At 56.9% G+C, this 24,389-nt stretch carries 23 protein-coding genes; 8 read left to right on the forward strand and 15 right to left on the reverse strand.

Features of this window, described 5'->3' with window-relative positions:
• Positions 1-179 precede the first annotated feature (179 nt).
• The 10 genes from hrpA to ectA form a co-directional block, all read right to left on the reverse strand.
• Complete coding sequence (hrpA, locus tag R0I78_RS05965; protein WP_410506569.1) at positions 180-4,061, reverse strand: ATP-dependent RNA helicase HrpA; 3,882 nt, start codon at positions 4,059-4,061, stop codon at positions 180-182.
• Between the two features lie 681 nt (positions 4,062-4,742).
• Complete coding sequence (locus tag R0I78_RS05970; RefSeq protein WP_019933949.1) at positions 4,743-5,216, reverse strand: glycine zipper 2TM domain-containing protein; 474 nt, start codon at positions 5,214-5,216, stop codon at positions 4,743-4,745.
• A gap of 73 nt (positions 5,217-5,289) precedes the next feature.
• Positions 5,290-6,429: an MFS transporter gene (locus R0I78_RS05975; protein ID WP_317074664.1), complete on the reverse strand. Its 1,140-nt coding sequence runs from the start codon at positions 6,427-6,429 to the stop codon at positions 5,290-5,292.
• Between the two features lie 93 nt (positions 6,430-6,522).
• Positions 6,523-7,251, reverse strand: coding sequence for a hypothetical protein (locus R0I78_RS05980; RefSeq protein WP_317074665.1), 729 nt, complete (start codon positions 7,249-7,251; stop codon positions 6,523-6,525).
• Between the two features lie 31 nt (positions 7,252-7,282).
• Positions 7,283-8,905, reverse strand: coding sequence for a DUF2813 domain-containing protein (locus tag R0I78_RS05985; RefSeq protein WP_019933952.1), 1,623 nt, complete (start codon positions 8,903-8,905; stop codon positions 7,283-7,285).
• A gap of 27 nt (positions 8,906-8,932) precedes the next feature.
• Positions 8,933-9,214, reverse strand: coding sequence for a peptidylprolyl isomerase PpiC (ppiC, locus tag R0I78_RS05990; RefSeq protein ID WP_317074666.1), 282 nt, complete (start codon positions 9,212-9,214; stop codon positions 8,933-8,935).
• Between the two features lie 108 nt (positions 9,215-9,322).
• Positions 9,323-10,759: an aspartate kinase gene (locus tag R0I78_RS05995; RefSeq protein ID WP_317074667.1), complete on the reverse strand. Its 1,437-nt coding sequence runs from the start codon at positions 10,757-10,759 to the stop codon at positions 9,323-9,325.
• Between the two features lie 200 nt (positions 10,760-10,959).
• On the reverse strand, positions 10,960-11,367 hold the full coding sequence (locus tag R0I78_RS06000; protein WP_019933955.1) for an ectoine synthase: 408 nt from the start codon (positions 11,365-11,367) through the stop codon (positions 10,960-10,962).
• A 76-nt stretch (positions 11,368-11,443) separates the two neighbouring features.
• A complete protein-coding gene (gene ectB, locus R0I78_RS06005; RefSeq protein ID WP_317074668.1) occupies positions 11,444-12,715 on the reverse strand; it encodes a diaminobutyrate--2-oxoglutarate transaminase in 1,272 nt (423 codons plus the stop codon).
• Positions 12,716-12,776: 61 nt separating this feature from the next.
• On the reverse strand, positions 12,777-13,283 hold the full coding sequence (gene ectA, locus R0I78_RS06010) for a diaminobutyrate acetyltransferase (RefSeq protein WP_019933957.1): 507 nt from the start codon (positions 13,281-13,283) through the stop codon (positions 12,777-12,779).
• 588 nt (positions 13,284-13,871) lie between these two features.
• Here ectA and R0I78_RS06015 point away from each other — a divergent pair.
• The 7 genes from R0I78_RS06015 (at position 13,872) to R0I78_RS06045 (ending at position 18,874) form a co-directional block, all read left to right on the forward strand.
• Entirely contained in the window at positions 13,872-14,738 is an 867-nt protein-coding gene (locus R0I78_RS06015; RefSeq protein WP_317074669.1) for a tetratricopeptide repeat protein, read from the forward strand.
• Positions 14,739-14,838: 100 nt separating this feature from the next.
• Positions 14,839-15,174: a DUF413 domain-containing protein gene (gene maoP, locus R0I78_RS06020; RefSeq protein WP_019933959.1), complete on the forward strand. Its 336-nt coding sequence runs from the start codon at positions 14,839-14,841 to the stop codon at positions 15,172-15,174.
• Between the two features lie 97 nt (positions 15,175-15,271).
• Positions 15,272-16,687: an exodeoxyribonuclease I gene (gene sbcB / locus R0I78_RS06025; RefSeq protein WP_317074670.1), complete on the forward strand. Its 1,416-nt coding sequence runs from the start codon at positions 15,272-15,274 to the stop codon at positions 16,685-16,687.
• Between the two features lie 9 nt (positions 16,688-16,696).
• A complete protein-coding gene (locus tag R0I78_RS06030) occupies positions 16,697-17,035 on the forward strand; it encodes a CidA/LrgA family protein (protein WP_317074671.1) in 339 nt (112 codons plus the stop codon).
• The gene (locus R0I78_RS06035; RefSeq protein WP_019933962.1) at positions 17,032-17,721 is read left to right on the forward strand and encodes an LrgB family protein; all 690 of its coding nucleotides are present in this window, start codon (positions 17,032-17,034) and stop codon (positions 17,719-17,721) included. The genes R0I78_RS06030 and R0I78_RS06035 overlap by 4 nt, the downstream gene beginning before the upstream one ends.
• Positions 17,722-17,736: 15 nt before the next feature.
• Complete coding sequence (gene cdd, locus R0I78_RS06040; protein ID WP_317074672.1) at positions 17,737-18,558, forward strand: cytidine deaminase; 822 nt, start codon at positions 17,737-17,739, stop codon at positions 18,556-18,558.
• A gap of 79 nt (positions 18,559-18,637) precedes the next feature.
• The gene (locus R0I78_RS06045) at positions 18,638-18,874 is read left to right on the forward strand and encodes a hypothetical protein (protein WP_019933964.1); all 237 of its coding nucleotides are present in this window, start codon (positions 18,638-18,640) and stop codon (positions 18,872-18,874) included.
• 16 nt (positions 18,875-18,890) lie between these two features.
• Here the strand turns inward: R0I78_RS06045 and recR are convergent, their stop codons facing one another.
• The 5 genes from recR to R0I78_RS06070 all read right to left on the reverse strand — a co-directional run bounded on the left by recR (position 18,891) and on the right by R0I78_RS06070 (position 23,217).
• The gene (gene recR, locus R0I78_RS06050; RefSeq protein ID WP_019933965.1) at positions 18,891-19,496 is read right to left on the reverse strand and encodes a recombination mediator RecR; all 606 of its coding nucleotides are present in this window, start codon (positions 19,494-19,496) and stop codon (positions 18,891-18,893) included.
• A gap of 135 nt (positions 19,497-19,631) precedes the next feature.
• Positions 19,632-19,961 (reverse strand): YbaB/EbfC family nucleoid-associated protein, encoded by a 330-nt coding sequence (locus R0I78_RS06055; protein WP_019933966.1) that lies wholly within the window; start codon positions 19,959-19,961, stop codon positions 19,632-19,634.
• A gap of 38 nt (positions 19,962-19,999) precedes the next feature.
• Positions 20,000-22,210: a DNA polymerase III subunit gamma/tau gene (gene dnaX / locus R0I78_RS06060; protein ID WP_317074673.1), complete on the reverse strand. Its 2,211-nt coding sequence runs from the start codon at positions 22,208-22,210 to the stop codon at positions 20,000-20,002.
• 4 nt (positions 22,211-22,214) lie between these two features.
• A complete protein-coding gene (gene apt / locus R0I78_RS06065) occupies positions 22,215-22,760 on the reverse strand; it encodes an adenine phosphoribosyltransferase (protein ID WP_019933968.1) in 546 nt (181 codons plus the stop codon).
• Positions 22,761-22,824: 64 nt separating this feature from the next.
• A complete protein-coding gene (locus tag R0I78_RS06070; RefSeq protein ID WP_019933969.1) occupies positions 22,825-23,217 on the reverse strand; it encodes a YbaN family protein in 393 nt (130 codons plus the stop codon).
• 132 nt (positions 23,218-23,349) lie between these two features.
• Between R0I78_RS06070 and R0I78_RS06075 the strand changes: the two genes are divergently transcribed.
• Positions 23,350-24,282, forward strand: coding sequence for a tRNA-dihydrouridine synthase (locus tag R0I78_RS06075; protein WP_317074674.1), 933 nt, complete (start codon positions 23,350-23,352; stop codon positions 24,280-24,282).
• The last annotated feature ends 107 nt before the right edge of the window (positions 24,283-24,389 follow it).

Raw genomic sequence — 24,389 nt, forward strand, 5'->3', positions numbered from 1 at the left:
GAAATGGCAGATGAAGTCCGGTATTATACGGACGAGTATTACCCGAAAGTGCGGCGCCACATGGCGCTGGGAGGAATAACTCCCAATGCCTACGCAGCTGCCGCTTAATTTAAGTGTCTACTTTATCGGGGCCACTCCACCTTTTTTTGCTTCCAGCTTCTGGCTTCCCGCCTCAAGCTTTAGAGTGCTTCAATCTGCTGCAATACGCGTTTGTCCGACACCGGATAAGGGGTGCCCAGGGTCTGGGCAAAGTACGACACCCGCAGCTCTTCTATCATCCAGCGTACTTCCTTCACCTCAGGGGCCGGGGGTTTTCCTTTGGGCTGCTTTTTCAGCAGGGCCTGATAGGCAGACTGCACACTCTGAATTTTCAGCAGGTGGGCGCGGTCCCGGTGCGGATCAATACCCAGCTTGTCGAGCCGGCGGCTTAAGGCCTCAAGGTAGCGGCAGACGTCTTTCAGCCGTCCGGCGCCGGTGTCGGTGACAAAGCCGCGGTAAATCAGGCCGTCGAGCTGGGCCTGAATGTCCGACATCGCCATGGCCATGGCCAGATCAATCTTGCCCTTGAGCCGTTTCTTGATGCCTTGCGCCCGGCTCAGCACCTCTTCTACCTGCAGGGCAATGGCCGCTACCGTCGGGTTGAGCTCGCCGGCGACCTTGTCTTTTAAAGCTTCAAAGTCTTGCGGAGTCCAGGCCGGCGCACCGTGCTCACGCATCAGCTGATGAATGCCGGCGCGAATGCAGTCGTCCACCAGATCCAGTACCTTGCCGTAAGGGTTGAAATAGAGCCCCAGCTTGGCCTTGTTGGGCAGCTTGTCCTGCAAATACTTGATGGGCGACGGCAGTTGCAGCAGCAGCAGCAGCAGCTTGCACTGGCCGTCCCACATGGTCTGGGCCTGGCTGGTTTCATCTTCGCACAATTGCAGCGCCACGCTGTCGCCCTGATCAGCCAGTGCCGGATAAGCTTTTACCTCAAACCCGGCCCGTTTGGTGGCAAAGGTATGCGGAATGGCGCTGGCGGGAAATTCCCGCAGCCCTTCCTGCTCAAAGCGATCGTCGTCCACCGCCTGTGTCAGCGCTGTCTGCACCTGGCCCTGCAATGACAGCTTGATGCTTTCCAGATCCCGGCCGGTGGCCAGCTCCTTACCATCGGCGTCCATTACCGCAAAGCGCATGATGAGATGCGCCGGCAATGCGCTCCAGTCCCAGTCTTCGTGAGGCACGGTCACACCGGTCATGCGCCGCAGGTGTTTTTCCATCTGATCCAGCAGCGGGCCCTCAAAGGGGGTCATGGCCGCCAGCAGCGCCTCGGCAAAGTTGGGCGCCGGCACAAAGTGCTTGCGCATGGGCTTGGGCAGGGATTTTATCAACGCCACCAGCAACTCCCGGCGCAGGCCCGGCACCTGCCACACAAAGGGCTCGGGCGCCACCTGGTTGAGCAGCGGCAGCGGAATGCGCACGGTCACGCCGTCTTCTTCCTTGCCCGGCTCAAACTGATAGTCGAGCGGCAGGTTCAGGCCGTCGTGCTGCCAGGCATCCGGGTAGTCACGGGTAGTCACGGCACCGGCGCGCTCGTTGAGCAACATCTCTTCGGTAAAGTGCAGCAGCTCGGGCTCGGCCTTGCGCGCCCCTTTCCACCACTTGTCGAAATGACGAATAGAGACAATATCGGCGGGCAGGCGCTCATCGTAAAAGCGGAACAGAGTCTCGTCGTCAATCACCAGATCCCGGCGGCGCGACTTGTGCTCCAGGGTCTCGGCCTGATCCAGCAGGGCTCTGTTGTGGTGAAAGAACTCGTGCCGGGTGCTAAGTTCCCCTTCCACCAGGGCCTGGCGAATAAACAGCTCCCGGCACAGTTTGGGGTCAACGGCAGAGTAGTTCACCCGGCGGCGCACCACCACCGGCAGGCCAAACAGGCTTTTGCTCACATAGCCCATCACAGCGCCCTGTTTTTTCGACCAGTGCGGCTCGCTGTAGCTGGACTTGAGCAAATGGGCCCCGGCTTCCTCCAGCCAGGCCTGATCAATGCGCGCGGCGGTGCGGCCGTAAAGCCGGTGGGTTTCGGTGAGCTCGGCCACCATCAGCCAGCGCGGCGGCTTTTTAGCAAGTTGAGAGCCCGGCACCAGCACAAAGCGGGCGTTGCGCGCCCCCAAAATGTCTTTTTTGTCACCATCGCGCAGTCCCACCTGGCTGAGCATGCCGGTCAGCAGGGCCCGGTGCAGGCTGTCAAAGCTGGCGGGCGTGCTGTTCAGGGCAAAGCCCAGCTCCCGCACCACCAGCCGCAGCTGGCTGTAAATGTCCTGCCATTCCCGCACCCGCAGGTAGTTGAGAAATTCACTCATGCACTGCTTGCGGAACTGGTTGCCGCTCAGCAATTTTTGCTGCTCTTTCAGGTAGTGCCACAGATTGATATAAGCCACAAAGTCCGAGTCTTTGTCGGCAAAGCGACGGTGCATTTCGGCAGCGGCCTGCTGTTTCTCCAGTGGTCGTTCACGGGGATCCTGAATGCTCAGCGCCGCAGTGATCACCATCACCTCGGTCACACAGCCATAATCGCGGGCGGCCAGCACCATGCGGCCCAGGCGCGGGTCTACCGGCAGCCGGGACAGGTCCCGCCCGAGCGGGGTAAGCATGAGCTGATTTTTCTCGTTTTGTACCGCCCCCAGCTCTTCCAGCAGGCGTATGCCGTCGGAGATATTTTTGTTTTCCGGCGCTTCTACAAAGGGAAAGGCGGAAATATCCCCCAGCCCCAGAGACAGCATCTGCAATATCACCGAGGCCAGATTGGTACGCAGAATCTCGGGGTCGGTAAATTCCGGCCGGTTTAAAAAGTCTTCTTCGCTGTACAGGCGAATACAAATGCCTGCCTCGACCCGGCCACAGCGGCCCATGCGCTGGTTGGCGCTGGCCTGGGACACCGGCTCAATGGGCAGGCGCTGCACCTTGGTGCGGTAGGAGTAACGGCTGATGCGCGCCGTGCCGGGATCGATCACGTAGCGAATGCCGGGCACGGTGAGCGAGGTTTCCGCCACGTTGGTGGCCAGCACAATGCGCCGGCCACTGTGAGACTCAAAAATGCGGTTCTGCTCGGCGTTCGACAGCCTTGAGAACAGCGGCACTATCTCGGTATGGCGCAGCTCCAGCTTGCGCAGGGCGTCGGCGGTGTCGCGAATTTCCCGTTCGCCGTTCATGAAGATCAGAATGTCGCCGGGGCCTTCATTGCTGAGCTCGGTGACCGCATCAAAGATGCCCTGCAGCTGATCCCGCTCCCGGCTGTCGTCCACCAGCGGCCGGTAGCGCAGCTCCACCGGATAGGTGCGGCCCGACACCGAGATAATGGGGGCATCGTTAAAGTGCCTGGAGAAACGCTCGGGATCGATGGTGGCAGAAGTAATGATAATTTTGAGATCGGGCCGTTTGGGCAGCAGCTGGCGCAGGTAGCCAAGAATAAAGTCGATGTTGAGGCTGCGCTCGTGGGCTTCATCAATGATGATGGTGTCGTACTGACGCAACATGCGGTCCTGCTGAATCTCCGCCAGCAGAATGCCGTCTGTCATCAGCTTGACCTGCGTTTCCTGGCTTGCCTGATCACTGAAGCGCACCTTGAAACCGACACGCTCCCCCAGCTCACAGCCCAGCTCCTGGGCCAGACGGGTGGCCACGCTGCGGGCCGCCAGCCGACGGGGCTGAGTGTGACCAATGGTGCCGTCGATGCCAAGGCCCAGCTCCAGACACATTTTGGGGATCTGGGTGGTTTTGCCCGAGCCAGTTTCACCGGCAATGATCACCACCTGATGGTCCTGAATGGCTTGTTTGATGGTATCGCGCTTGTCGCTGACCGGCAGCTGGGGCGGATAGGCAATCGGGCTTTGCAGCAATGCCTGCCGCCGGCTGCGCTCGGCCATGGAAGTGGCCATCTCCAGCGCTATTTTTTCCAGTACCTTTTGCTGCCGGGACTCAGCCAGCCTTGCCACCCCCTGTAACCGGCGGCGAAACCGTCCGCGCTCAGCGCCTCTGCACTCTTTCAGCCTTGCCTGCAACTGTTCAACCGACTGTGCCAAACCAAAACCCCTGTTTGTTTATAAACACATTTAGTGCCAAAAAATCTGGCGCGCAGTTTAGCAGAAACCAGCGTTTGAATGCAGGTGCCGCAGCCGGCCCGCAGCCACCATTCCAATGCTGAATTTACGGAGTTACTGCCTGTATTTTGAACCACCCTTACAGGCGGAAGCATTTTTTCCTTAAAAAAGCACATAAACGGACAGTGTTTTTTCCGTCACACTAGGAATAACGAGATACTCACCCCCATCATGACCACCACCAAGAAAAACATCTAATGCATTGAAATTAAAAACAAAAATATAAAGAAATATAAAACATGCATTAAAAAATCTGATTGTTACGTCAGATTTGACTCATCATTACTGTCAAAAACAGACGTTACTCATCATTTACTACCCCAGCAGCAAATAAAACACACTTTAACGGTTGAAAAGCAAACATCATGCCAGTATAGTGTGTTCACAGCCCACTGTTGAGGAAGGTAAACAATGAAAGAGTTAGTTATAACCGTCATTTTTACAGTCTGTGCAACCATGCTTGCCATTTCTGCACCTTCCTTGGCACAATTCTAACGAGCCCGGGAAGACAGGACTGTACTGCACGAAGAAATAACACTATTTCCTGTAAAACAAAAAAGGCACCTTTCGGTGCCTTTTTTGTTTGTTTATCAATAACCTGAGCTAGTAAGGAGCCACACTCATATTACTGCCGGAGCCAATCATGCGAACTCGCTGGCCCGGTTGCCAGCTTCTGTCCGCTTTTTGTACCACCACCAGACTTTCACCGCTGTCGGTGCGAATTTCAAGCTCCACGGCATTCACCTGATTGATTTTTTCTTCCGCCTTTGAGCCCACCATGGCACCGGCAATGGCACCGGCTGCGGTGGCCAGTGAGCGGCCCGTACCACCGCCAATGGCACTACCGGCAATACCACCCAGTACACCACCGCCCACTGTGCCCACCACATTGGGGTTTTGATCACCGGCCTGAATTTTTACCGGTCGCACCGATACCAAAGTACCATAGGTCACGCTCTGGGCCCGGCCGGCCGTGCTGCTGCCATACACATCACCGGAATAAACATCACTATTGGCACAACCACCCAACCCCAGTGCAGCCAGAATAACAACTGCTGATAAATGCTTGATTTTCATAACGTGCTCCTGTTGTAAAAAGCCGAAATATCCACCAAACAATATACCCTAAGCATTCGCACGTCACCCCAAACTAGACTGCATCGCCCACGGGTTTACTGAATAACAGGCGTGCCAGCAGCAGCCAGAGCCCCCAGCCCGATACCAGCAATACCAAAAACAGGAATAACCCCGCCTGAAACTTCTCCAGCATAATGCCGGCAATCACGGGGCCGGTCAGGGAGCCGATGCTGTAAGCAAACATCAGTTTTTGGGTCATGCGCACCAAAGCGCGGCCATTCATGTTGCCGCAGGCATAAGACATGGTGGTGGGATAAAGGGTAAAGGCTCCCGCCCCAATCAACACAAAAGCCGGGATCAACATATGAGTACCGTCAAATTCCCACAGCAGCAAACAACCACTGCCCACCATCAGGGTCTGCACTCCCATCATGGTTTTTTTACCCACTTTGTCTGCCAGACTGCCGTTGGGCAACTGAAACGCCATGCCACATAAAATCAGCCAGGCCATATACAGGCCAACCTCGTCGCCCAGCGCCAGCTGCTCCAGCTGAATGGGCATGAGTGCCGACAGCGCGCCCAGCAGCATGCCTGCCACCAGACAACCGGCCAGCCCCTGGGCTCTGTCCAGCCGGGGCGGCTTGCTGGGGGCGATGCCATCTGCTGTTATCTCGTCTTCCAGATTGGGTGAGCGGGCAAAACGCAGCGGCACCAGTGCCAGCGCACACAGGCCGGCCGCCAGCCAGAAGGCCGACGGGCTGTAAACCGTAAAGCCATCAATAAACAGCTGGCTGATGCCATAACTGAAGTAATACACCAGCATATAACGCGCCATGGCACTGGAACGACGGTTCAGCGGTGCCACCCCCAGCACCCAGCTTTCTACCGCCACAAAACTGATGGCGGCCGCCATGCCCGCCAGCATCCGCAGCACCAGCCATACCGGTAACAAACTGGTCCAGGTCAGCGCCACTGCTGCCAGTGCCAGGGTGGCACAGCACATCACCAGCGCACGCACATGCCCCAGCCGCTGTATGAATTTATCAGCAAAAAAACTGGCCCCCAGCATGCCTAGATAAAAAGCAGCACCTACCAGACCAATTTGTGCCGCCGGCGCACCCTGGCCATTCAGATAAACCGCCACCAGGGTCACCAGAAAGGCATTACCCAGTGTCAGCAGGATCAGATGTGTATAAAGTGGAACAAGGTGCATGAACGCCTCCGGATTTCGAGGCGCGCATTCTAGAAAGGGCCAAATCACAAGTACAACGAGAAAAATTTGTGATTTGGCGAGAAAATTTGATGTTTAACTAATGTTACCGGCCATATGCCAGATCATGCCCTGCCCGAGGGTGAGCGCACCCAATATTAACAGAGCGGCAACGGCAATCACCGGTGGCTTGGTTTGCTCTTTGCGCAACAGCGGCAAAAACCAGACCAGGGCTCCCGCCAGCACGGCACCACTTAGCTGTACAAAAGGCAGGGGCATGGCTGCCAGTGCCGGCTCACTGAGACCGGCCGCACGAATGGCCAGCGCCAGCAACCAGATCACCCCAAAGGCAGTGCCGGCCAGGGGCAACAGCACATTAAAGGCCTGCAGACGGTGTTTGGCGCGCACCATAATCAGATGAGCAAACACACAACCGCCGGCACCCGCGGCCAGCAAGGCCCAGCCTGCGCCCATGCGCCATCCCACCAGAGCACCATAAACTAGTGCCAGCACCAGCGCCGGATAATGCCAGCTGACATCCAGACTGCGTTTGCCCTGCATACGCGCCTGATACAGCACAGTGCCAAGCCCCGCTACCAGCGTCGCACCACCCAGCCAGAGCATAACCGGCGGTACACCGGCTTCCACCCCCAGCATCAGCGCCAGCCCAAACACCGCCCATACCGACATGGCTCCGTCACTGATACGACGCCGCTGTCCCGGGCAGAGATCGCCGTTTTTAAGTACCCATACCAAGAGGCCGAGAGCGGCCACTGCCGTGAGTGCCAGAGGCGCAAACAAGCGCGCCGGCAGTAATTCTGTCATTACTTTTCTCCGTTAATGCGTTGTGCCTATTTTAGCGTTGCCGGCGGGCCAGTACGACCATACGGGCAAACATACGGCGCAATTCAATGGGCACCCGCTCCGGGCCATGAGGCTCAATGGCCTCTACCAGCGCCAGTGCCATGCCCGGCTTGCTGCGCCGGCTCAGCGCTCGCTCAATAATACGTGAGGGAGGCGTATGTTTGTCGTGAATATTGGCTTCCTGACGAAACACCTGCTCAAGACCGTTAAAATACATATAGTGTTCAATATCGTTACGAGGCAATACAGTAAGGTGGTCGGTTTCCCGCTCACCCCGCAGCATGCCGCGCACCCCCTGTGCATATTTCTGACCGGCTTCATCACCATCGGTCAGCAAATGCCAGCCAATGCCAAAGTCCCGGGCCACCTTAATCAACGGGCTGTGGCCGCATTGGGCAAACTCGATAATACGAATGCCCTCGGCAGGCAGCACATAGCCACAAATTCGCGCCAGCTCCGACAGCAGCCAGATTTCTGTTTCCCCTTCCACCAGCAGCCAGTAGCGGGCAAACAACGACATGGGCCTGTTGATACGCACATGAAAGGCAATGCGGCGCATGTCTTCCGCACTGTAGCGTTCGTTGCCGATGGACATACAGCGGGTCTCGCCGTTCATGCGCACCAGACGGCGCAGATGATTAAGCGGAAAGGCCGACAACAAATCACCCGAGTTGGTGGTGACCAGCTTCTGGCCGGGAAAGCGCTCCAGAATACCCCAGGTGGCTGCCAGCATGGTGGGGTGCAGCCGGCTTTCGGGATCTTCAATCAGCAGCAAAGGCCGGGCTCCGGTTTCAATGGGACGGCCGCCCCGGGCCTGCAAAATAGTGCGGGCTACCGCCGCCAGTGCCAACGACAGGCCGCTGTCTTCTCCTAAAGGCTGCCAGTCGTTGAATTTACCAAGCTGGGTAAGCGTCACCGGGTGAATGGCAATGTCTTTTGCCCGCCGCGGTGCCCGGCTGGTGGCCCCCTGAGGCGTAAAATAATGCTCGAACAGCTGGCGCACCGCATCCAGACCGGCTTCAATTTCCTTGCGGCTAAGCTCGTCTTCTTCAGCCAGCTGGTCACTGAGCCGGCTCAGCAGCTGCTGATAATCGCCGTTAAGATTCACAATGGGCAGATCCTGCGGCGCGCCCCGCGAGTCCCGCAGCCGGAATACCGGATTCATTTCTATCAGCCGGCATACCAGCGCCGACGCATGACCAAGCTCAATCACGGTGCCGGCACTGTTCAGAAACTCATGACGGCAGTGTATACCCTGCTTATCACGCCAGGCCCGGGCGCGATAATAGATGCGGTGAAAGCTGTCTTTGTGAGGCACCCATACCTGCTCAAGCCGGGCCAGCCGGTTGGAATGCTGGCTGACCCCGGGTCTGTGCTCACGATAGGTCAGGGTAATGGAAAGCTCCTGAGCCGGGTCACCGGCCTCGGTGCGGTAGAAATCTTCTTCGGCAAACTCATAGCAGCAGGCACCCCGGCCCATCAGCCGCCACAGGGCACGAAACAGACTGGTTTTACCCCAGGCATTTTCTCCCATCAGCACTGTGCTTTGATCCAGCGGCAACGACAGCTGATTAATACCGAGAAAATTGCGGATGTGAACGTGCTCAAGATACATGGACGCTATCCGGGTTGGTGAGTGACATCAGCTGCGGTAAAGCACCTTGATCAGATGATAGCCAAAGCGGGTTTTAACCGGCCCCAGCACCTTAAGTTCGGGTCCGGTAAACACCGCTTTGTCAAAAGGACCGGCCATATCACCTTTTTTAAACTCGCCCAGATCACCGCCTTTTTTACCGGACGGACAAATGGAATGTTTTTTGGCCAGCTGATGAAAGTCGGCCCCTTTATCAAGCCGGGCTTTGAGCTGGTTACACTCGGCTTCGGTTTTCACCAGAATATGAAGGGCACAGGCACGTTTTGCCATCAAAGGTTCTCATTGAAATAAAGCAATAACGTCAGTGTGCCAAAATGCGGGGGCGGACGGAAGCAGATAGAGCACCCTCCCCTTTCCAAGGGGAGGGCTGAGGTGGGATTAGGCTACCGCCAGGGCGACGGTATCGGCGTGGGTCTGTACCAGTTCATCGTGCAGGGCCACCACGGCCTGCTCATAATACTCGTCATCCACAATAAACTGCATTTCCACCGCCCGCAGCGACTGATGCACGGCACGCACCGGCACATCGGCCTTGTTGAGCGCACCCACAGAGCGGGCCAGCAAACCGGGAATGCTCATATCACTGCCCACGGCCGACACCAGCGAGACTTTATGGGTAGTCACATCAGCGTTTTCAAACCGGCGCTGCAGCGACTCTACCAGGCGACGCACCTGCTTGCGGTTGCCCGCCACATAATAAGTGAGGGTGTTGGCATTCATGTCTTTCGCCACCAGGTTCAGGTGCATCTTGTCCAGCTCGTCGGTAAAGCCCTCAGCGTAGTGAGACACCCGGCCCACCATGTCCTGATCAAACAGCTCAACCGCAAACAGGTTACGGCGGCCCGCCACCATTTCCACACAGGGTGCCGGACTGCGGTAGTCGGTGGTGATCAGGGTCCCTTCGTGATCCGGTTCAAAGGTGTTACGCACTCTGAGCGGAATACCCTGCTGGCGCAGCCCCTTGGCGGCCTGAGGGTGAATGGCTTCCATGCCGAGATTTGACAGCTGATCGGTCACATCATAATTGGTGCGGCCAATGGGGATTACCTCGTCTTCGCCGGCCAGACGAGGATCGGCACTGCTCAGGTGGTATTCCTTGTGAATAATGGCTTCACGGGCTCCGCTGAGTACCGCCAGCCGGCTGAAGGTCATTTCACTGTAGCCACGATCAAAGCTGCTCATCAGGCCTTCTTTACAATGAGCGTAACCGGTGACCACCGGCAGCTGAGCAGACAGGTCTACCCGGGCCAGCGCCTGATTCAGCACTTCATCCAGCGGCAGCGCCTCGTCGGTGCGCCAGCCGGTCAGGTCCATCAGAATGGCGTTAACGCCGCTCTGGCGCAGGTACAGCACCATGTTATGAGCACTGTGGGCTTCGCCCATGGCTGCCAGCAGCTCCCGAATGGTCTGCAGCTGCTCGGCCAGCTGAAACTGCCCAAAGGCGCACACCTTGCGCAGATGGTTCAGGCAGTCGCGAATGCCGGCCATGCGCTCACGGAGAAAGGCATCGGCCAGCGCCCGCTCGGGGGTGGCCCCGAACATTTCTTCGTTAATTTGCGCCATGCGCACACTGACATTGTCCAGCGCCTGCTCCCAGGCCTGATCGTCTTCGGCATCGGCAAAGCTGGCATACACACCGGGGGCACCGGTGCGTTTACATTCCAGCAGGCCGTCGGTAATGCCGCCAAAGGCCGACACCACCAGCATGCGCTGGTAATAGCTGTGCTCATCACGGTTGTGCAGCACGATATTGTCGCGGACCGCCTGATACTGGCTCATGGAGGTACCGCCGATTTTTTCTACTGTATGTGACACTCTGTTATTCTCCCGTTCCCTGACATTGAACATTCTGTTCTTGAGCGCACATTTTCAGTGGGCCTGGATTTGACCAACCCTGCCCAGTGAAAAGGTGCGGAGCGCAAGGCATAGCGAAGCAGCAGCGGGGATTGCCGTAGCCACAGCGTGTCGTGAAGTGCAACCGCGCTGATGCTTCGCCTTGCAGACAGACGCTGTACTCAGCCTTCCGCTTCTTCCGTTTCCAGCGGATACACACCGTCGGCGTCGTGCACTTCCTTGCCGGTGAGCGGCGGGTTGAACACGCAGGCCAGTTTCATGTCTTCGCTGCCGCCGCGCAGCAGGTGCTCGTCGTGCTGATCAAGAATGTACAGGGTGCCCGGCTCGATGTTGTAGATGTTACCGGTGGCCAGGTCTTCAATTTCGCCGTTACCGCTCATGCAATACACAGACTCCAGGTGGTTCTGGTAGTGAATGTGGGTTTCGGTGTTGGCAAAGATGGTGGTGATATGAAATGAGAAACCCATTTTGTCGTCTTTGAGCAGCATGCGGGTGCTTTCCCAGGTGCCGGTCTCGGACTGCACGCGGCGTTCGGAATTCTCACAGTCGGCAAGGGTACGTACTATCATGGTATTTCCTTTGGTTGTTCGGTATTGGACGCCACAGCCTCAGCCATGGCGTTGATTGCAGGTGGACTCCCGCAGCTTAAGAGGCCTTTTTCAGGCGCTTGGCAGCTACGTCCACAATGGCCTGCTCCAGCCAGTCCAGCCCCTGGGTCAGCTCTTCTTCGGTGATGATCAACGGGCACAGGCACTTGACCACTTCGTCATCGGGGCCAGCGGTTTCAATCACCAGGCCCAGCTCAAAGGCGCGGCTGGTGATTTCATCGGCGATGTCACCGTTCACACAGGCAATGCCCTGCATCAGACCACGACCCTTCACCTTATCGAACAGCTCGGGATATTTATCGGCCAGCTTCTGCAGACGAGCGGTAACCAGCTCACCCTTGGCGCGCACACCGGCAGCGAATTCATCGTCCTGCCAGAAGGTTTCCAGCGCCTTGCGGGCAGTAATAAAGGCATGATTGTTACCCCGGAAGGTGCCGTTATGCTCACCTGGCTCCCACTGATCCAGCTCGGGACGCAGCAGCACCAGTGCAAAGGGCAGGCCCATGCCGCTCAGCGATTTGGACAGAGTAATAATGTCGGGCTTGATGCCGGCTGGCTCAAAGCTGAAGAAGGTACCGGTACGGCCACAACCGGCCTGAATATCATCGGCAATCATCAGAATGTCGTGGGCTCGGCAGATTTTCTCCAGACGCTGCAGCCATTCAACGGAGGCTGCGTTCAGACCGCCTTCACCCTGTACCACTTCAAACAGCACAGCGGCAGGCTTGTCCAGGCCACTGGAGTTATCGTTCAGCATGGTTTCAAACAGCACCAGGCTGTCTTCACCGGTACCGGCGTAACCGTCGTAAGGCAAACGAGTCACGTTGGCCAGCACGGTACCGGCACCACCGCGATGATGCTGGTTACCGGTGGCGGCCAGCGCACCCAGGCTCACACCGTGAAAACCATTGGTAAAGGCCACAATGTTTTCACGGCCGGTCACCTTGCGGGCCAGCTTCATGGCCGCTTCCACGGCATTGGTGCCGGTGGGGCCGGTGAACTGGGCGACATGATCAAGGTCACGGGGCTTGAGAATTATGTTCTGCAGCGCACTCAGGAATTTGGCCTTGGCATCGGTATGCATGTCCAGACCATGGGCAATGCCATCGTGCTGAATGTATTCAATCAGCGCCTCTTTCAGGGCCGGGTGGTTATGGCCATAGTTGAGGGTGCCGGCACCGGCCAGAAAGTCCAGATAACGCTTGCCGCTGCGGTCGTGCAGCCAGACGCCTTTGGCCTGATCAAACACCACCGGAAACGAACGGGCATAGGTTTGTACACTGGATTCCATTACGTCAAAAATACTCATCACAACTCCTTAAAGTGCGATTTAAATCATTAAAAGCGAAAAATTCGAAGAAAAGTCAGGCTCAGGCCAGGGGAATGCGATAAAGGATCTCGCTCTTGCTCTCACCGCCAAAGTGGCGTTCCTGATCGAACAGCACATGGCGCACACCCTGATTGGCACCGCGTTCGCGGGCCACGCTCTCGAACAAGCCCCAGGAAGCGGCATTGTCGGGCGTAATGGTGGTTTCAATGCGGCGTACCCCCTTGCAGGCGTCGGCGTCAAGCAGATTTTCAAGCAGGCGACGGGCCAGGCCCTCTCCGCGGGCGCGTTTATCTATGGCTACCTGCCACACGAACAGGGTGTCCGGTTCAGAAGGCTTGCGGTAGCCAGAGATAAACCCCAGCAGGGTGCCGTCATCCTCGTCTTCTGCCAGCATGCAGGTGTCGGCAAAATGCGAACACTGCAGCAGGTTGCAGTAAGTCGAGTTGGTATCCAGGGGCTTGCATCTGTCAATCAGGCGATTGACTTCACGACCGTCCGTGGCATTGGGGTGTCGCAGCACAAGTTGTAAGTCAACGGTTGTATCCATAATGATTGGCTTCAATCCCTTTTGGTTAGTGGGCTAATCAAAAAATTCCTTATTAACCTAACAAACCATCAAGCAATTGCAAGGCGAACTGTATGAATTTAATTTGAATCGCATACATTTTTAGCGGCAGCAACAGTCCATGAAACAAACCTTTGCCAGCCGGTAAAAACGGCCTTATCCCCCGCCCTCAAAGGCCTGAACGGCACTTATTAAAACCATGAAACAAGTTCCTTTACGGACTTTACAAAAAAGTATAAAAATCACCAAAACACCGGCATGAGCGCCTGTAAGGAGGAACTTTCCACACTAAAAATTCATCTTAGCCCTCTGAAACAGACACGATTTCCCTGATCACCTCCCCATAAGATGCAGCGATCACCAACCCAGCCTCATCAACGCCCGAAGCGTCACTTTTACTCACAGGTCAAATTAAATAGCAGCTAAATTAGCCAAGCAGAAAACTCATTAGATCCCTAAGTGATACTCGCCAGATGCCGTCAGACCGATAATTTGAAAGCAAACCTTCGTAACGTTAATCTTTAGCCTTGCTTCACATGCCATTCACACCGCCGGAATCATGAGTTACCCATGCTGAGATCATTGCTTGCCTTGCTGTTCGTCTGTTTCTCCTTGTCATCCTTTGCCGCCGACACGCCTGCGGAGGGTGAGGCCACCGAAGAAGTGCGTACCCGGCTTACCCCTTTTATGGAGCGCTATATGCTGGATGAGCTGAAAGCACTGCGTACCGAAATGGCCCAGTTCAAGGTCAACGTCAAAGAAGAAGTGGTACAAAAGGAGCTGAGCGTGGCCGACAAGGCCATGAGCTACGCCAACATCACAGTGACCTATTTCTTCTATCTGCTGGCCGGTGCCGCCTCTGTGCTGGCCATAGTGGGCTGGCAGTCTTTACGGGAATTAAAGAAGTCGGCACGAGATTATGTGGAAACCCAGATGAAACAGATCACTGACACGTATGAACGCAAACTTCGGCAGATTGAACGCGAACTGCAGCGAAAAACTAAAGTTATTGCAGAGAATTATCGGGAAATTGAACGCTTCCAGGAGGTGCACGGTCTCTGGTTGCGGGCCAGCCAGGAGCAAAGCCCCCAGGCCAAGATGGACATTTACGATCAGATACTGCACATCAAGCCCGGAGATCTCGACGCTCTCACCCACAAGGCTGATGCCGCACTGATGATGGACGAACGTCAGTGGGCACTGAGTCTGTGTAACCGTGTGATGCAGGTGGATCCGCAAAATGCTCATGCTCTCTATCAGCGTGCCTGTGCCCATGCCGGCATGGGGCATGAAGAGCAGGCCCTCAGCGATCTTGAGCTGGCTGTGCAAAACAATCTGCACCTGCGCCATGTGGCAGCGGAAGACGAAGAATTTGAGCCACTGCGACAGCATCCGCGCTTTATCGAACTGACCAGCGACGCGACCGAAAACTCATAAAACAAAATTGCACGAAACGTGAAAAAAATTGATTTTGCGTACTGGGCCTGAGTGCCATACTTTCCGCGATCATCAATGCCACGTTAGAGTGAGAGTGACCATGAGCTTTGAGTCAGCCAAGCCTTTTCAGGACTTTACCCACTTCCCCCGGGGGCTTCGCCGCTGCGGTGAATTTACCGTGACTGAAGCCCAGCTGCTGGAACAATGCGGCCATGCCATGCTGAGCCTTTATACCGGCCAGCGTGCGCCCATGACCGACGATGAGCAGCGCTTTGTAGAGCAGGTGCAGCAACAGGCAACCCCAGAGCTGCGCCACGCCAGAGTATGGATGAAATACCTTAAGGTGATCGGTCCGCGCCGGGTGCACCGCCTGTGCTCGCCCATGAGCACCGGCAACGACGATGACTATGAGCCGGCAGAAGACAGCGCCGACTGATGCTCTTCCCTCCCCTTGTCAAGGGGAGGTGTAACCCCTTGGGTTCCTGCTCAGAGTCACGCATAATGTCAGCAAATACAGCTACGTGCATATCACCATGAGCGAGCAGGTAAAGCCCACTTTCTACTTTTACGACTTTGAGACCGCCGGCATCAGCCCGGCCAAAGACAGACCGGTGCAGTTTGCCGGCATTCGTACCGATGCCGACTTTAACGAAATTGGTGAGCCGCAAATGTTTTATTGCCGGCTGCCTGCCGACTATCTACCCTCACCCGAAGCCACCCTGATCACCGGTATTACACCGCAAAAAGCCCAGCAGGACGGTCTGTGTGAGGCCGACTTTATTGCCCGCATTCATGAGCAGTTCAGCCAGCCGCAGACCTGCGTGCTGGGTTACAACAATATTCGCTTTGACGACGAAGTAACCCGTTACACTCTGTATCGCAACTTTTATGATCCCTACGCCTGGAGCTGGCAGCAGGGTAACTCCCGCTGGGATCTGCTGGATGTGGTACGCGCCTTTTATGCTCTGCGCCCCGATGGTATTCACTGGCCGGAAGACCAGGACGGCAAACCCAGCTTTAAACTGGAGCGCCTGACACAGGCCAACGGCATAGAGCATGGTCAGGCCCACGATGCGCTGGCAGACGTGCGTGCCACCATAGCGCTGGCCAGATTACTTAAACGAGCCCAGCCAAGGCTGTTCGATTACCTGTATGAGCTGCGCAACAAGCACAAGGTCAAGTCGCTGATTGACATTATCAGCAGCAAGCCGCTGGTGCATGTGTCGGGTATGTTTTCTGCCTGGCAGGGCTGTGCTACCTGGATTGCGCCACTGGCCTGGCATGCCAATAATGCCAATGCGGTCATTTGTGTGGATCTGGCCAGGGATCTGTCGCCGCTGGTTGACCTGAGCCCTGATGAATTGCGCCAGCGTCTGTATACACCCAACAGCGAGCTGGGTGAGCTGCCACCGGTGCCGCTCAAGCTGGTGCATATCAACAAGTGTCCGGTGCTGGCCAAAGCGGCAGCACTGACCGAGCAACGCGCCGATGAGCTGGGCATAGACAGAACCCAGTGCCGAAAAAGCCTGGATTTACTACGACAGCACCCGGAAATAAGGGAAAAAGCCGAAGCCGTGTTTGCTGAAGGCAAGGAGTTTGAGCCGACGGACGACGTTGACACAGCCCTGTATCAGGGCTTTTTCAGTGATGCCGACAAGGCCGCCATGGCCATGGTGCGCAACGCCGCCCCTGACATGCTGAGCGAACTGCCGCTGTCGTTCAGTGACGAGCGTTTGCCCGAGCTGCTGTTTCGTTACCGGGCGCGCAACTATCCTCACACCCTGAGCGAGCAGGAATGGCAGCGCTGGCGGCTGCACTGTCAGGACAAGCTTTCGGCCCATGCCGAGGTCTATATGCACCGTCTGGAGCAGCTGGTGCTGGAGCATCAGGAAGATGAACATCAACTGGGTCTGCTGCAGGCAGTGGCCCGCTATGTACAATCCCTTTAAGATTTTACCATGACGCTTATTCGTGACTTTGCAGTCATCTTTGTTTGCCTGTTGATGGGCAAAGCCATTGCAGCCGTGCTGCCGTTTGCCTTTCCGGCCAGCATTATTGGCCTGCTGCTGCTGTTTGCGTTACTCAGCAGCAACCTGGTGCGCCTTGAATGGGTGCAGGCTGGCGGCCAGCTTATTTTGCGGCATATGGCGCTGTTGTTTATTCCGGTGGCAGCGGGTCTGCTCAGCTACGCCGATGTATTAAGCAAAGGCCTTGGCTTTATTCTGCTGGCAGCAGTGACCGGCCTGGTGCTTATTCTGCTGGCGGTGGGCTGGCTCTATCAGAGGCTGGCATCATGATGTTCTGGCTGGCCATTCCCGTTACCGTGCTGTGTTATCTGCTCACCCGCAAGCTGGCACGTCGTTTTAATAATCTGCTGATCAACCCCATCATGATACCGGCGCTGCTGATTATTGCGCTGCTGCTGGCCACCGACACCAGTCCGGCTGAATATGACGCCGGCACCAGACCGCTGGCGCTCTTGCTGGAGCTGGCAGTGGTGGCGTTTGCTCTGCCCTTATATCAGCAGGCAGCCAAAATTCGTAGCCGGCTGATGCCGATTTTGCTGTGCTGCAGCCTGTCGGTAGTGATTTCTGTGGGCACCACCTTACTGATTGGCGGTATTATTCATCAAAGTCCTGAACTGCTGGCCTCGGTACTTACCAAGTCCATAACCACGCCCCTGGCCATGAGCGTGAGTGAGTCCATGGGTGGCATTCCGGCCATTGCGGCAGGACTGGTAATTATTGTGGGCATGATGGGGGCTATTATCGGCTTTCCGCTGCTGCGGCTGGCAGGCGTTAACCATCCGGAAGCACAGGGGCTGGCCATGGGGGCCAGTGCTCATGCCATAGGCACCGGTGCCGCCGCCGAAGTAGGCAATACTCAAGGGGCCTTTGCGTCCCTCGCCATGGTAGTGTGCGGTATTGTCACCGCCTTGCTGGCCCCGCCGCTGTTTCACCTCTACCTTTGGTTCACAGGCTGACACCAGGAGGCGCAAATGATACAGATCGCATTGCAGCAAATGAGCATTATTGCCCAGCCCCGGCTGACGCCGGAGCAAGTAAAAGCCCTTGAGCATGCCACCGGCCTTGCAGGCGCAAGACTTGCACTGGCACTGCTGCCACAGGCCCGGCAACTGAGCCTGGCACCAGTATCGAATTTTGCGGTGGGTGCGATCGCCATGGCAGATTCAGGATACTGGTATTTGGGTGCCAATCTGGAGTTTGCCGGTCTTGCACTGCATTATTCCGTGCATGCGGAGCAGTCGGCCATTGGTCATGCGGCGCTGCATAATGAGCAACACATTCAGGCTGTAGTGGTCAGCGCCAGCCCCTGCGGCCATTGCCGGCAGTTTATGCAGGAGCTGAATCAGCCAGTCACCATTACTCTGCCCGAGGCCGAACACGCATTAAGCGAGCTTCTGCCTTATGCCTTTGGCCCGGCTGATCTGGGTATTGACGGCGGCATGCTCAGCCCAGAGCCGGGCACGCTGCACCACGCCAGTGACGACACACTCTTAAAGGCTGCCCTGCAGCAGGCCAACCTGAGCTATGCCCCCTATAGCCACAATCGTGCCGGCGTAGCCCTGCAACTGGCGGACGGACGCATTATCACCGGTCGCTATCTGGAAAATGCCGCCTTTAATCCGGGACTTGGCCCCATGCAGCTGGCACTGAGCCAGTTACAACTGCAGGGCGGCCAGCCCGAACACATTACTCGCGCCGTATTGGTGGAAAGCGCCGCTGGCATCAGTCAGTACCCGGGCGCGGCTCAGCTGCTGGCCGCCAGCAGTGCCGTTACCCTGGAACACGTTTCATAGACCAATGGCTAATGGCCGGCACCAGTATGGCCGGCCATACTCAGGCAACAAATCATTAACATCGGAGTGTAAGGGAATCATGCTCTGGCTGAAACTGGCTGAGCCGGCATTGCTGCTGGCAGGATTATTACTGGTATTGATTGGCACATGGCGCTATGGCCGGCGCAAGAAAGACTGGCTGGCATTGCCGCGTATTGTATTTAACCGCGCCAAGGATCTGACGCTGCAGGAATATCGCTGGCTGCGCTATGGCGGCATGCTGCTGTTTGCCGGCGTGTTGGTGCGCATTGCCAGCCTGACGTTTTATCCGATATAACACCCCCACCCGGCCTTCAGTCACTAAACGCCTTACGGCCCATAAAGGAGTGGCTGAGGGTGTTGCCGTCCACCAGCTCCAGCTCGCCGCCGATGGGCACACCGTGAGCAATGCGACTGACCGACACTCCGCGGCTGCGGGCAATATCGGCAATAAAATAGGCGGTGGCTTCCCCTTCCACCGTGGGGTTGGTGGCAAGAATAAGCTCGCTGAACGGCTCGGTGTCCAGCCAGGTTTCCAGTATATTCAGGCCCAGCTCTTCCGGGCCTACTCCGTCGAGCGGCGATAAATGGCCCATCAGCACAAAATAACGCCCCTGATATTGACCGGTCTGCTCTATGGCCACCACGTCTGCCGGACTTTCTACCACGCATAACTGACCACTCACCGCCCGCTTGGGGCTGGCGCAGATGGCGCAGACGGCTTCTTCGGTAAAAGTGCGGCACTGACGGCAATGGCCGATATTATCCAGTGCCTGCTCCAGCACATGGGACAGCTTGCGGCCGCCGGCACGCTGACGCTCCAGCAGGGCAAAGGCCATGCGCTGTGCCGATTTGGGCCCCACACCGGGCAACACCTGCAGGCTTTTGATTAATTCATCCAGTAACGGGCTGAAACGCATGGAAGACTCTTGAAAGATATTTGGAAGGGGAAAGGAAAGCTAGAAGCTAGAAGCTAGAAGCTAGAAGCTGAAAAAATAAAACAGCGTGTTGAGACATCAGTGTTTTTCTTCCAGCTTCCGGCTTCAAGCTTTGTTTTAGAACGGCATTTTAAAACCCGGGGGCAGCTGCATGCCGCCGGTGAGCTCGCCCATACGCGCTTTGTTCTGCTCTTCCACCCGGCGCACGGCGTCGTTTACCGCAGCTGCCAGCAGATCTTCCACCAGCTCCTTGTCGTCTTCCAGCAGGCTGTCGTCCAGCTCTACCCGGCGCACAGAGTGACTGCCGGTCATGGTGACTTTTACCAGGCCGGCACCGGCCTCACCCACCACTTCCATCTGGGCCAGCTCTTCCTGCAGCTTCTGCATTTTATCCTGCATCTGCTGCGCCTGTTTCATGATATTGCCAAGTCCGCCTTTACCAAACATAGGTTGTTACTCTTTATTGATGGTGAATACTGTCACGCTTACTGCGCCATGGGCTCAATGCTGTCTGCATCCAGCTCGGCGGCAAAGCGCGAGATAAGGAATTGTACCGCATCATCGGCTTCAATTTCATCTCTGGCGCGCGCCCGGGCCGCCTGATATAACTGCAGCTCCACATCAGACGGCGTTTGTCCTTCTCCTCCCAGACTCACGCGAACGCTGATGCTGCGACCAAGATGCTGACTGACCAGCGCTTCAAGCTCGGCGCGGGTTTTATCATTAAGCAGATGCTTATGTTCAGGTCTTAACCATAACTGCCACTGATCATCCTGCTGCTCCAGCGTGCTGTGCATGGCCAGCTGGCGTAGCAGGCCGCCCAAAGGCAGTTCAGACACCAGTCTGGCCCAGGGATCGGTTGCCTGAGAAAGCAGCTCGGAGGGCTTCAGTGGCTCAGCTGCTTCTTTCCAGCTGGCCCTGGGTACAGGTGGAGCCACCGCCTCGGGCTGAGCCGGAGCCGACGGTCTGGCGGCTGCGGGTACAGGTCTGGCCGCTGTTGCAGGCACCGGCCCTGAGACAGGCTCAGGCTCATCGCTCCAGGGCGGTGCGTCGTTATCGTCCCAGCTTATATCGTGATAGGCATCCAGCGGCGGCAGCTCATTCTGGGGCTCGGGTACCGCTTTTGCTGTCTGAGCCAGCACCGGCTTTTCTATTGTTACCGGCGCTGGCCGCTCGGGTTTGGCAACCACTCGCGGGGCCGGCTTTTGCTCCGCTGCCGCTTCGCTGCGTTCCTGGCTCAGCAGCCGGTTACGGGTTTGCAGCAGACGACGAATGCGCGCCGCCTGCTCGGCAGCTTCATCCACCAGCGGCTCGGGCTCTACTGCAGGCAGCGGTGCCGACGCTGGTATTGGAGCAGACTCAGGTTTGACCGGATCTGGCTGTGCTTGCGCAACCGGCTGGCGCTCTTGTGGCGCAGCAGGCTGTTCCATCACTGTCTCAGACTGAGTGTCGGGCTGAATGGCAACTGGGCTGGTCACCTGTCCCATTTGCTCGGCCTGTTGCCAGATTTGTGCCTGCTCCTGTTCCAGCCGGCGGCTGATGGCCTCATCTTCGCTTGCCGGCAAGGCCGCCGGCTCAGGCTTTTTTAGCGGGGCCGGCTCCGCCTGAATGCCGGCGGCATCCTTGGGCACAAAGGCCAGAGTGCGCAGCAGTGTCATTTCCAGCGCCGAACGGCCATCCGGCGCAAAGGGCAAGTCTTTGCGGCCCTGCAGGCAAATCTGATAATAGAGCTGTATTTGATCCGGACTTACCAGCGGGGCCAGCCGGTTCAGCTCATCGGCATAAGGCACCCCTTGAGCCGGCACCACCTGGGCCAGTGCCAGCTGATGCCAGAAAGCAATCAGCTCCTTGTGCACATGGTCATAATCCGGCCCCAGAGTGGCCAGCTCGGCTACTCTGGCCAGCAAAGCGGCACCGTCGCCGGCTAATAATGCCTCCACCAGCGCCAGCAGCTGCTCCCGGTTAAGGTTGCCGAGCATGCGCTCCACTTCTGCCAGCTGCAGCCGGCCGTTGCCAAAGGCCAGAGCCTGATCGGTCAGACTTAATGCATCCCGCAAGCTGCCGTCGGCGGCGCGGGCCAGCGCGGCGGTGGCTTCTGGCTCAAAGTTCAGTTGCTCCTGCTGCAGAATATGCTGCAGCTGGCCGTCTATCTGACCGGGCTCCAGACTTTTAAGATGAAACTGCAAACAGCGGGACAAAATGGTAATGGGCAGCTTTTGCGGATCCGTGGTGGCCAGCAAAAACTTCACATGAGGCGGTGGCTCTTCCAGGGTTTTCAGCAGGGCATTAAAGCTGTGCCGGGAGAGCATGTGCACCTCGTCAATCAGGTACACCTTGAACCGGCCCCGGGCCGGCTGATATTGCACATTGTCGAGCAGCTCGCGGGTGTCTTCCACCTTGGTGCGGCTGGCAGCGTCTATCTCAAGCAGGTCAACAAAGCGCCCTTCTTCTATTTCCCGGCAACTGTCACAGCGGCCACAAGGATCAGCAGACACGCCGGTTTCACAGTTAAGCGCCTTGGCCAGCAGGCGGGCAATGGAGGTTTTGCCCACGCCACGGGTGCCGCTGAACAGATAGGCATGATGCAACCGCCCCTGCTCCAGGGCATTAATCAGCGCTGTCAGCACATGCTGTTGTCCCACCACGTCGCCAAACCGGCGTGGCCGCCATTTGCGGGCCAGTACCTGATAGCTCATGGGCTTAATGACCGTCAAACTCAACCAGACTGGTCACCCGCACACCCAGCTTGTTCAGCCGCTGCATGCCGCCCAGTGCAGGCAGACCAATCACAAAGGCGGCTTCCTGTACCTCACCGCCGCAGCTGCGCACCAGCTTAACCGCCGCTTCCACTGTGCCACCGGTGGCCAACAGATCATCTATAATCAACACCTTTTCACCCGGCACAATAGAGTCAGCATGAATTTGCAGCGTGTCGGTGCCGTATTCCAGCTGATAAGACGCTTCTACGGTTTCCCGGGGCAGCTTGCCGGGCTTGCGGGCAGGAATAAAGCCCACACCCAGCGCCGCTGCCACCGGAGCGCCGAAAATAAAGCCACGGGCTTCGGTACCAAGCACCTTGCGCACACCAGAGTGGCGGTAGTGCTCTACCAGGGTGTCTATGGTCAGGCGAAAAGCTTCGCCGTCTTCCAGCAAACCGGTTATATCACGAAATATAATGCCGGGCTTGGGGTAATCGGGAATGGAGACAATACTGTTCGCGATAAGCTTAAGGGTGTCTTGTTTCATGGCGTATGGCTGCCTCATTAAACCCGGCTAACGCGGGCATGGCATGGAATGAAGGAGTGAAATCTTAGGGCCTCGTCTGATCCATTGCAACCATGCCCGGCGCGGGCACTGCCGGCAATCGCCACATCCAGCAGGCCAGTATCAGAAAGGTGAGCACCAGCACACCCCGTACCCACCACAAGGGGACCATATACACAGAAAAGGCAAAACTGATTGCCATTAACAGCAAAGCACGACGTTTCACCTGAGGCCGCAGCCCTCTGTGTGTCTGCCAGTCATGAATCAGGCTGCCGAACCAGGGGTGATTCACCAGCCAGGCATGCAGCCTGGGCGAAGACTTGCCAAAGCAACAGGCAGACAAAAGTACAAAAGGCGTGGTAGGCAACACCGGCAAAAAGGCACCTAATATTCCCAGCCCCAGAGCAATGGTGCCAAGCAGGGCAAATAAAAATCGCATTGTGCTCTCCTGCCAGTTAAAACCCGTGTTTACTATAGCAAAAGTCGTTTTCAAACTCTCGCCTCACTGTCCGTCATGGCGCTTTTATCATGCCGGGGTTACACTGCCCGCTTTTGCCGGTAACTGAATAACATGCGTTTGATCCTGGCTCCGATGGAAGGGGTGCTCGACCATTTGATGCGGGACCTGCTCACCCGCCTTAACCCTTATGATTTATGCGTGACCGAGTTTGTGCGGGTAGTGGACATGTGTCTGCCGGCGCGGGTTTTTCATCGGTTATGCCCCGAGCTGCATCATGGCTGCAAAACACCGTCGGGCACGCCGGTGCGTATTCAGTTACTGGGCCAGGACGCCAACTGGCTGGCAGAAAACGCTGCTCAGGCGATAAATCTGGGAGCCGGTGGTATTGATCTTAACTTTGGCTGTCCCGCCAAAACCGTCAACAAGCACAGAGGCGGTGCTGCCCTGCTGGCCGACAGCGAGCAGCTGTATCGCATTGGCCGGGCGGTGCGCGCCGCCGTGCCGGCCCATTTGCCGGTCAGTGCCAAAATTCGGCTGGGGCTGGAGCAGCGCGACCGTTATCTGGAAAACAGCCGGGCACTGGCAGAAGCCGGCATTACCGAGCTGGCAGTGCATGCCCGCAGCAAAAAAGACGGTTATCGTCCGCCAGCCTACTGGCCGCTGGTGGCCCAAATAAAGCATCAGCTGACTATTCCGGTGATTGTAAACGGCGAAATCTGGAACGCTGCGCACGCTGTGCAGGCGCAGGCAGAAAGCCAATGCAGCGATATCATGCTGGGCCGGGGTGCCCTCGCCCTGCCCAATCTGGCAGACACCATTAAAACCGGCACGGCTCCCCTGCCATGGACTGAAGTGATTGACCTGCTGCTCGACTACTCGGCACTGGAAGTGGGAGGTAACAAGGCCGTTTATTACCCCAACCGCATCAAACAATGGCTGAATTACCTTAAACTGCAATACTCGGAAGCCCGAGAATTGTTCACCGCCATACGCACCCTCAAGCATACGGAAGAAATCCGAAGCTTGCTTCGCAAGCAGCTGTAAGCTGTCAGCTGTAAGTGGTGGTGCCTGGAGGCTTATAGTTGTGACTGATAACAAGACTCTATTTGAAGTAAACAACCCAATTTGCAGGCACTATACAGTAACCTTCG

The organism is Oceanimonas sp. CAM02 (assembly GCF_032842915.1).
Lineage (GTDB): Bacteria > Pseudomonadota > Gammaproteobacteria > Enterobacterales > Aeromonadaceae > Oceanimonas > Oceanimonas smirnovii.

Coding starts and splice junctions, on each gene's coding strand:
- R0I78_RS05970 (WP_019933949.1), bottom strand. CDS start 5,216: ATGAAAATCAAGCATTTATCAGCAGTTGTTATTCTGGCTGCACTGGGG.
- R0I78_RS05975 (WP_317074664.1), bottom strand. CDS start 6,429: ATGCACCTTGTTCCACTTTATACACATCTGATCCTGCTGACACTGGGT.
- R0I78_RS05980 (WP_317074665.1), bottom strand. CDS start 7,251: ATGACAGAATTACTGCCGGCGCGCTTGTTTGCGCCTCTGGCACTCACG.
- R0I78_RS05985 (WP_019933952.1), bottom strand. CDS start 8,905: ATGTATCTTGAGCACGTTCACATCCGCAATTTTCTCGGTATTAATCAG.
- ppiC (WP_317074666.1), bottom strand. CDS start 9,214: ATGGCAAAACGTGCCTGTGCCCTTCATATTCTGGTGAAAACCGAAGCC.
- R0I78_RS06000 (WP_019933955.1), bottom strand. CDS start 11,367: ATGATAGTACGTACCCTTGCCGACTGTGAGAATTCCGAACGCCGCGTG.
- ectB (WP_317074668.1), bottom strand. CDS start 12,715: ATGAGTATTTTTGACGTAATGGAATCCAGTGTACAAACCTATGCCCGT.
- ectA (WP_019933957.1), bottom strand. CDS start 13,283: ATGGATACAACCGTTGACTTACAACTTGTGCTGCGACACCCCAATGCC.
- R0I78_RS06015 (WP_317074669.1), top strand. CDS start 13,872: ATGCTGAGATCATTGCTTGCCTTGCTGTTCGTCTGTTTCTCCTTGTCA.
- maoP (WP_019933959.1), top strand. CDS start 14,839: ATGAGCTTTGAGTCAGCCAAGCCTTTTCAGGACTTTACCCACTTCCCC.
- sbcB (WP_317074670.1), top strand. CDS start 15,272: ATGAGCGAGCAGGTAAAGCCCACTTTCTACTTTTACGACTTTGAGACC.
- R0I78_RS06030 (WP_317074671.1), top strand. CDS start 16,697: ATGACGCTTATTCGTGACTTTGCAGTCATCTTTGTTTGCCTGTTGATG.
- R0I78_RS06035 (WP_019933962.1), top strand. CDS start 17,032: ATGATGTTCTGGCTGGCCATTCCCGTTACCGTGCTGTGTTATCTGCTC.
- cdd (WP_317074672.1), top strand. CDS start 17,737: ATGATACAGATCGCATTGCAGCAAATGAGCATTATTGCCCAGCCCCGG.
- R0I78_RS06045 (WP_019933964.1), top strand. CDS start 18,638: ATGCTCTGGCTGAAACTGGCTGAGCCGGCATTGCTGCTGGCAGGATTA.
- recR (WP_019933965.1), bottom strand. CDS start 19,496: ATGCGTTTCAGCCCGTTACTGGATGAATTAATCAAAAGCCTGCAGGTG.
- R0I78_RS06055 (WP_019933966.1), bottom strand. CDS start 19,961: ATGTTTGGTAAAGGCGGACTTGGCAATATCATGAAACAGGCGCAGCAG.
- dnaX (WP_317074673.1), bottom strand. CDS start 22,210: ATGAGCTATCAGGTACTGGCCCGCAAATGGCGGCCACGCCGGTTTGGC.
- apt (WP_019933968.1), bottom strand. CDS start 22,760: ATGAAACAAGACACCCTTAAGCTTATCGCGAACAGTATTGTCTCCATT.
- R0I78_RS06070 (WP_019933969.1), bottom strand. CDS start 23,217: ATGCGATTTTTATTTGCCCTGCTTGGCACCATTGCTCTGGGGCTGGGA.
- R0I78_RS06075 (WP_317074674.1), top strand. CDS start 23,350: ATGCGTTTGATCCTGGCTCCGATGGAAGGGGTGCTCGACCATTTGATG.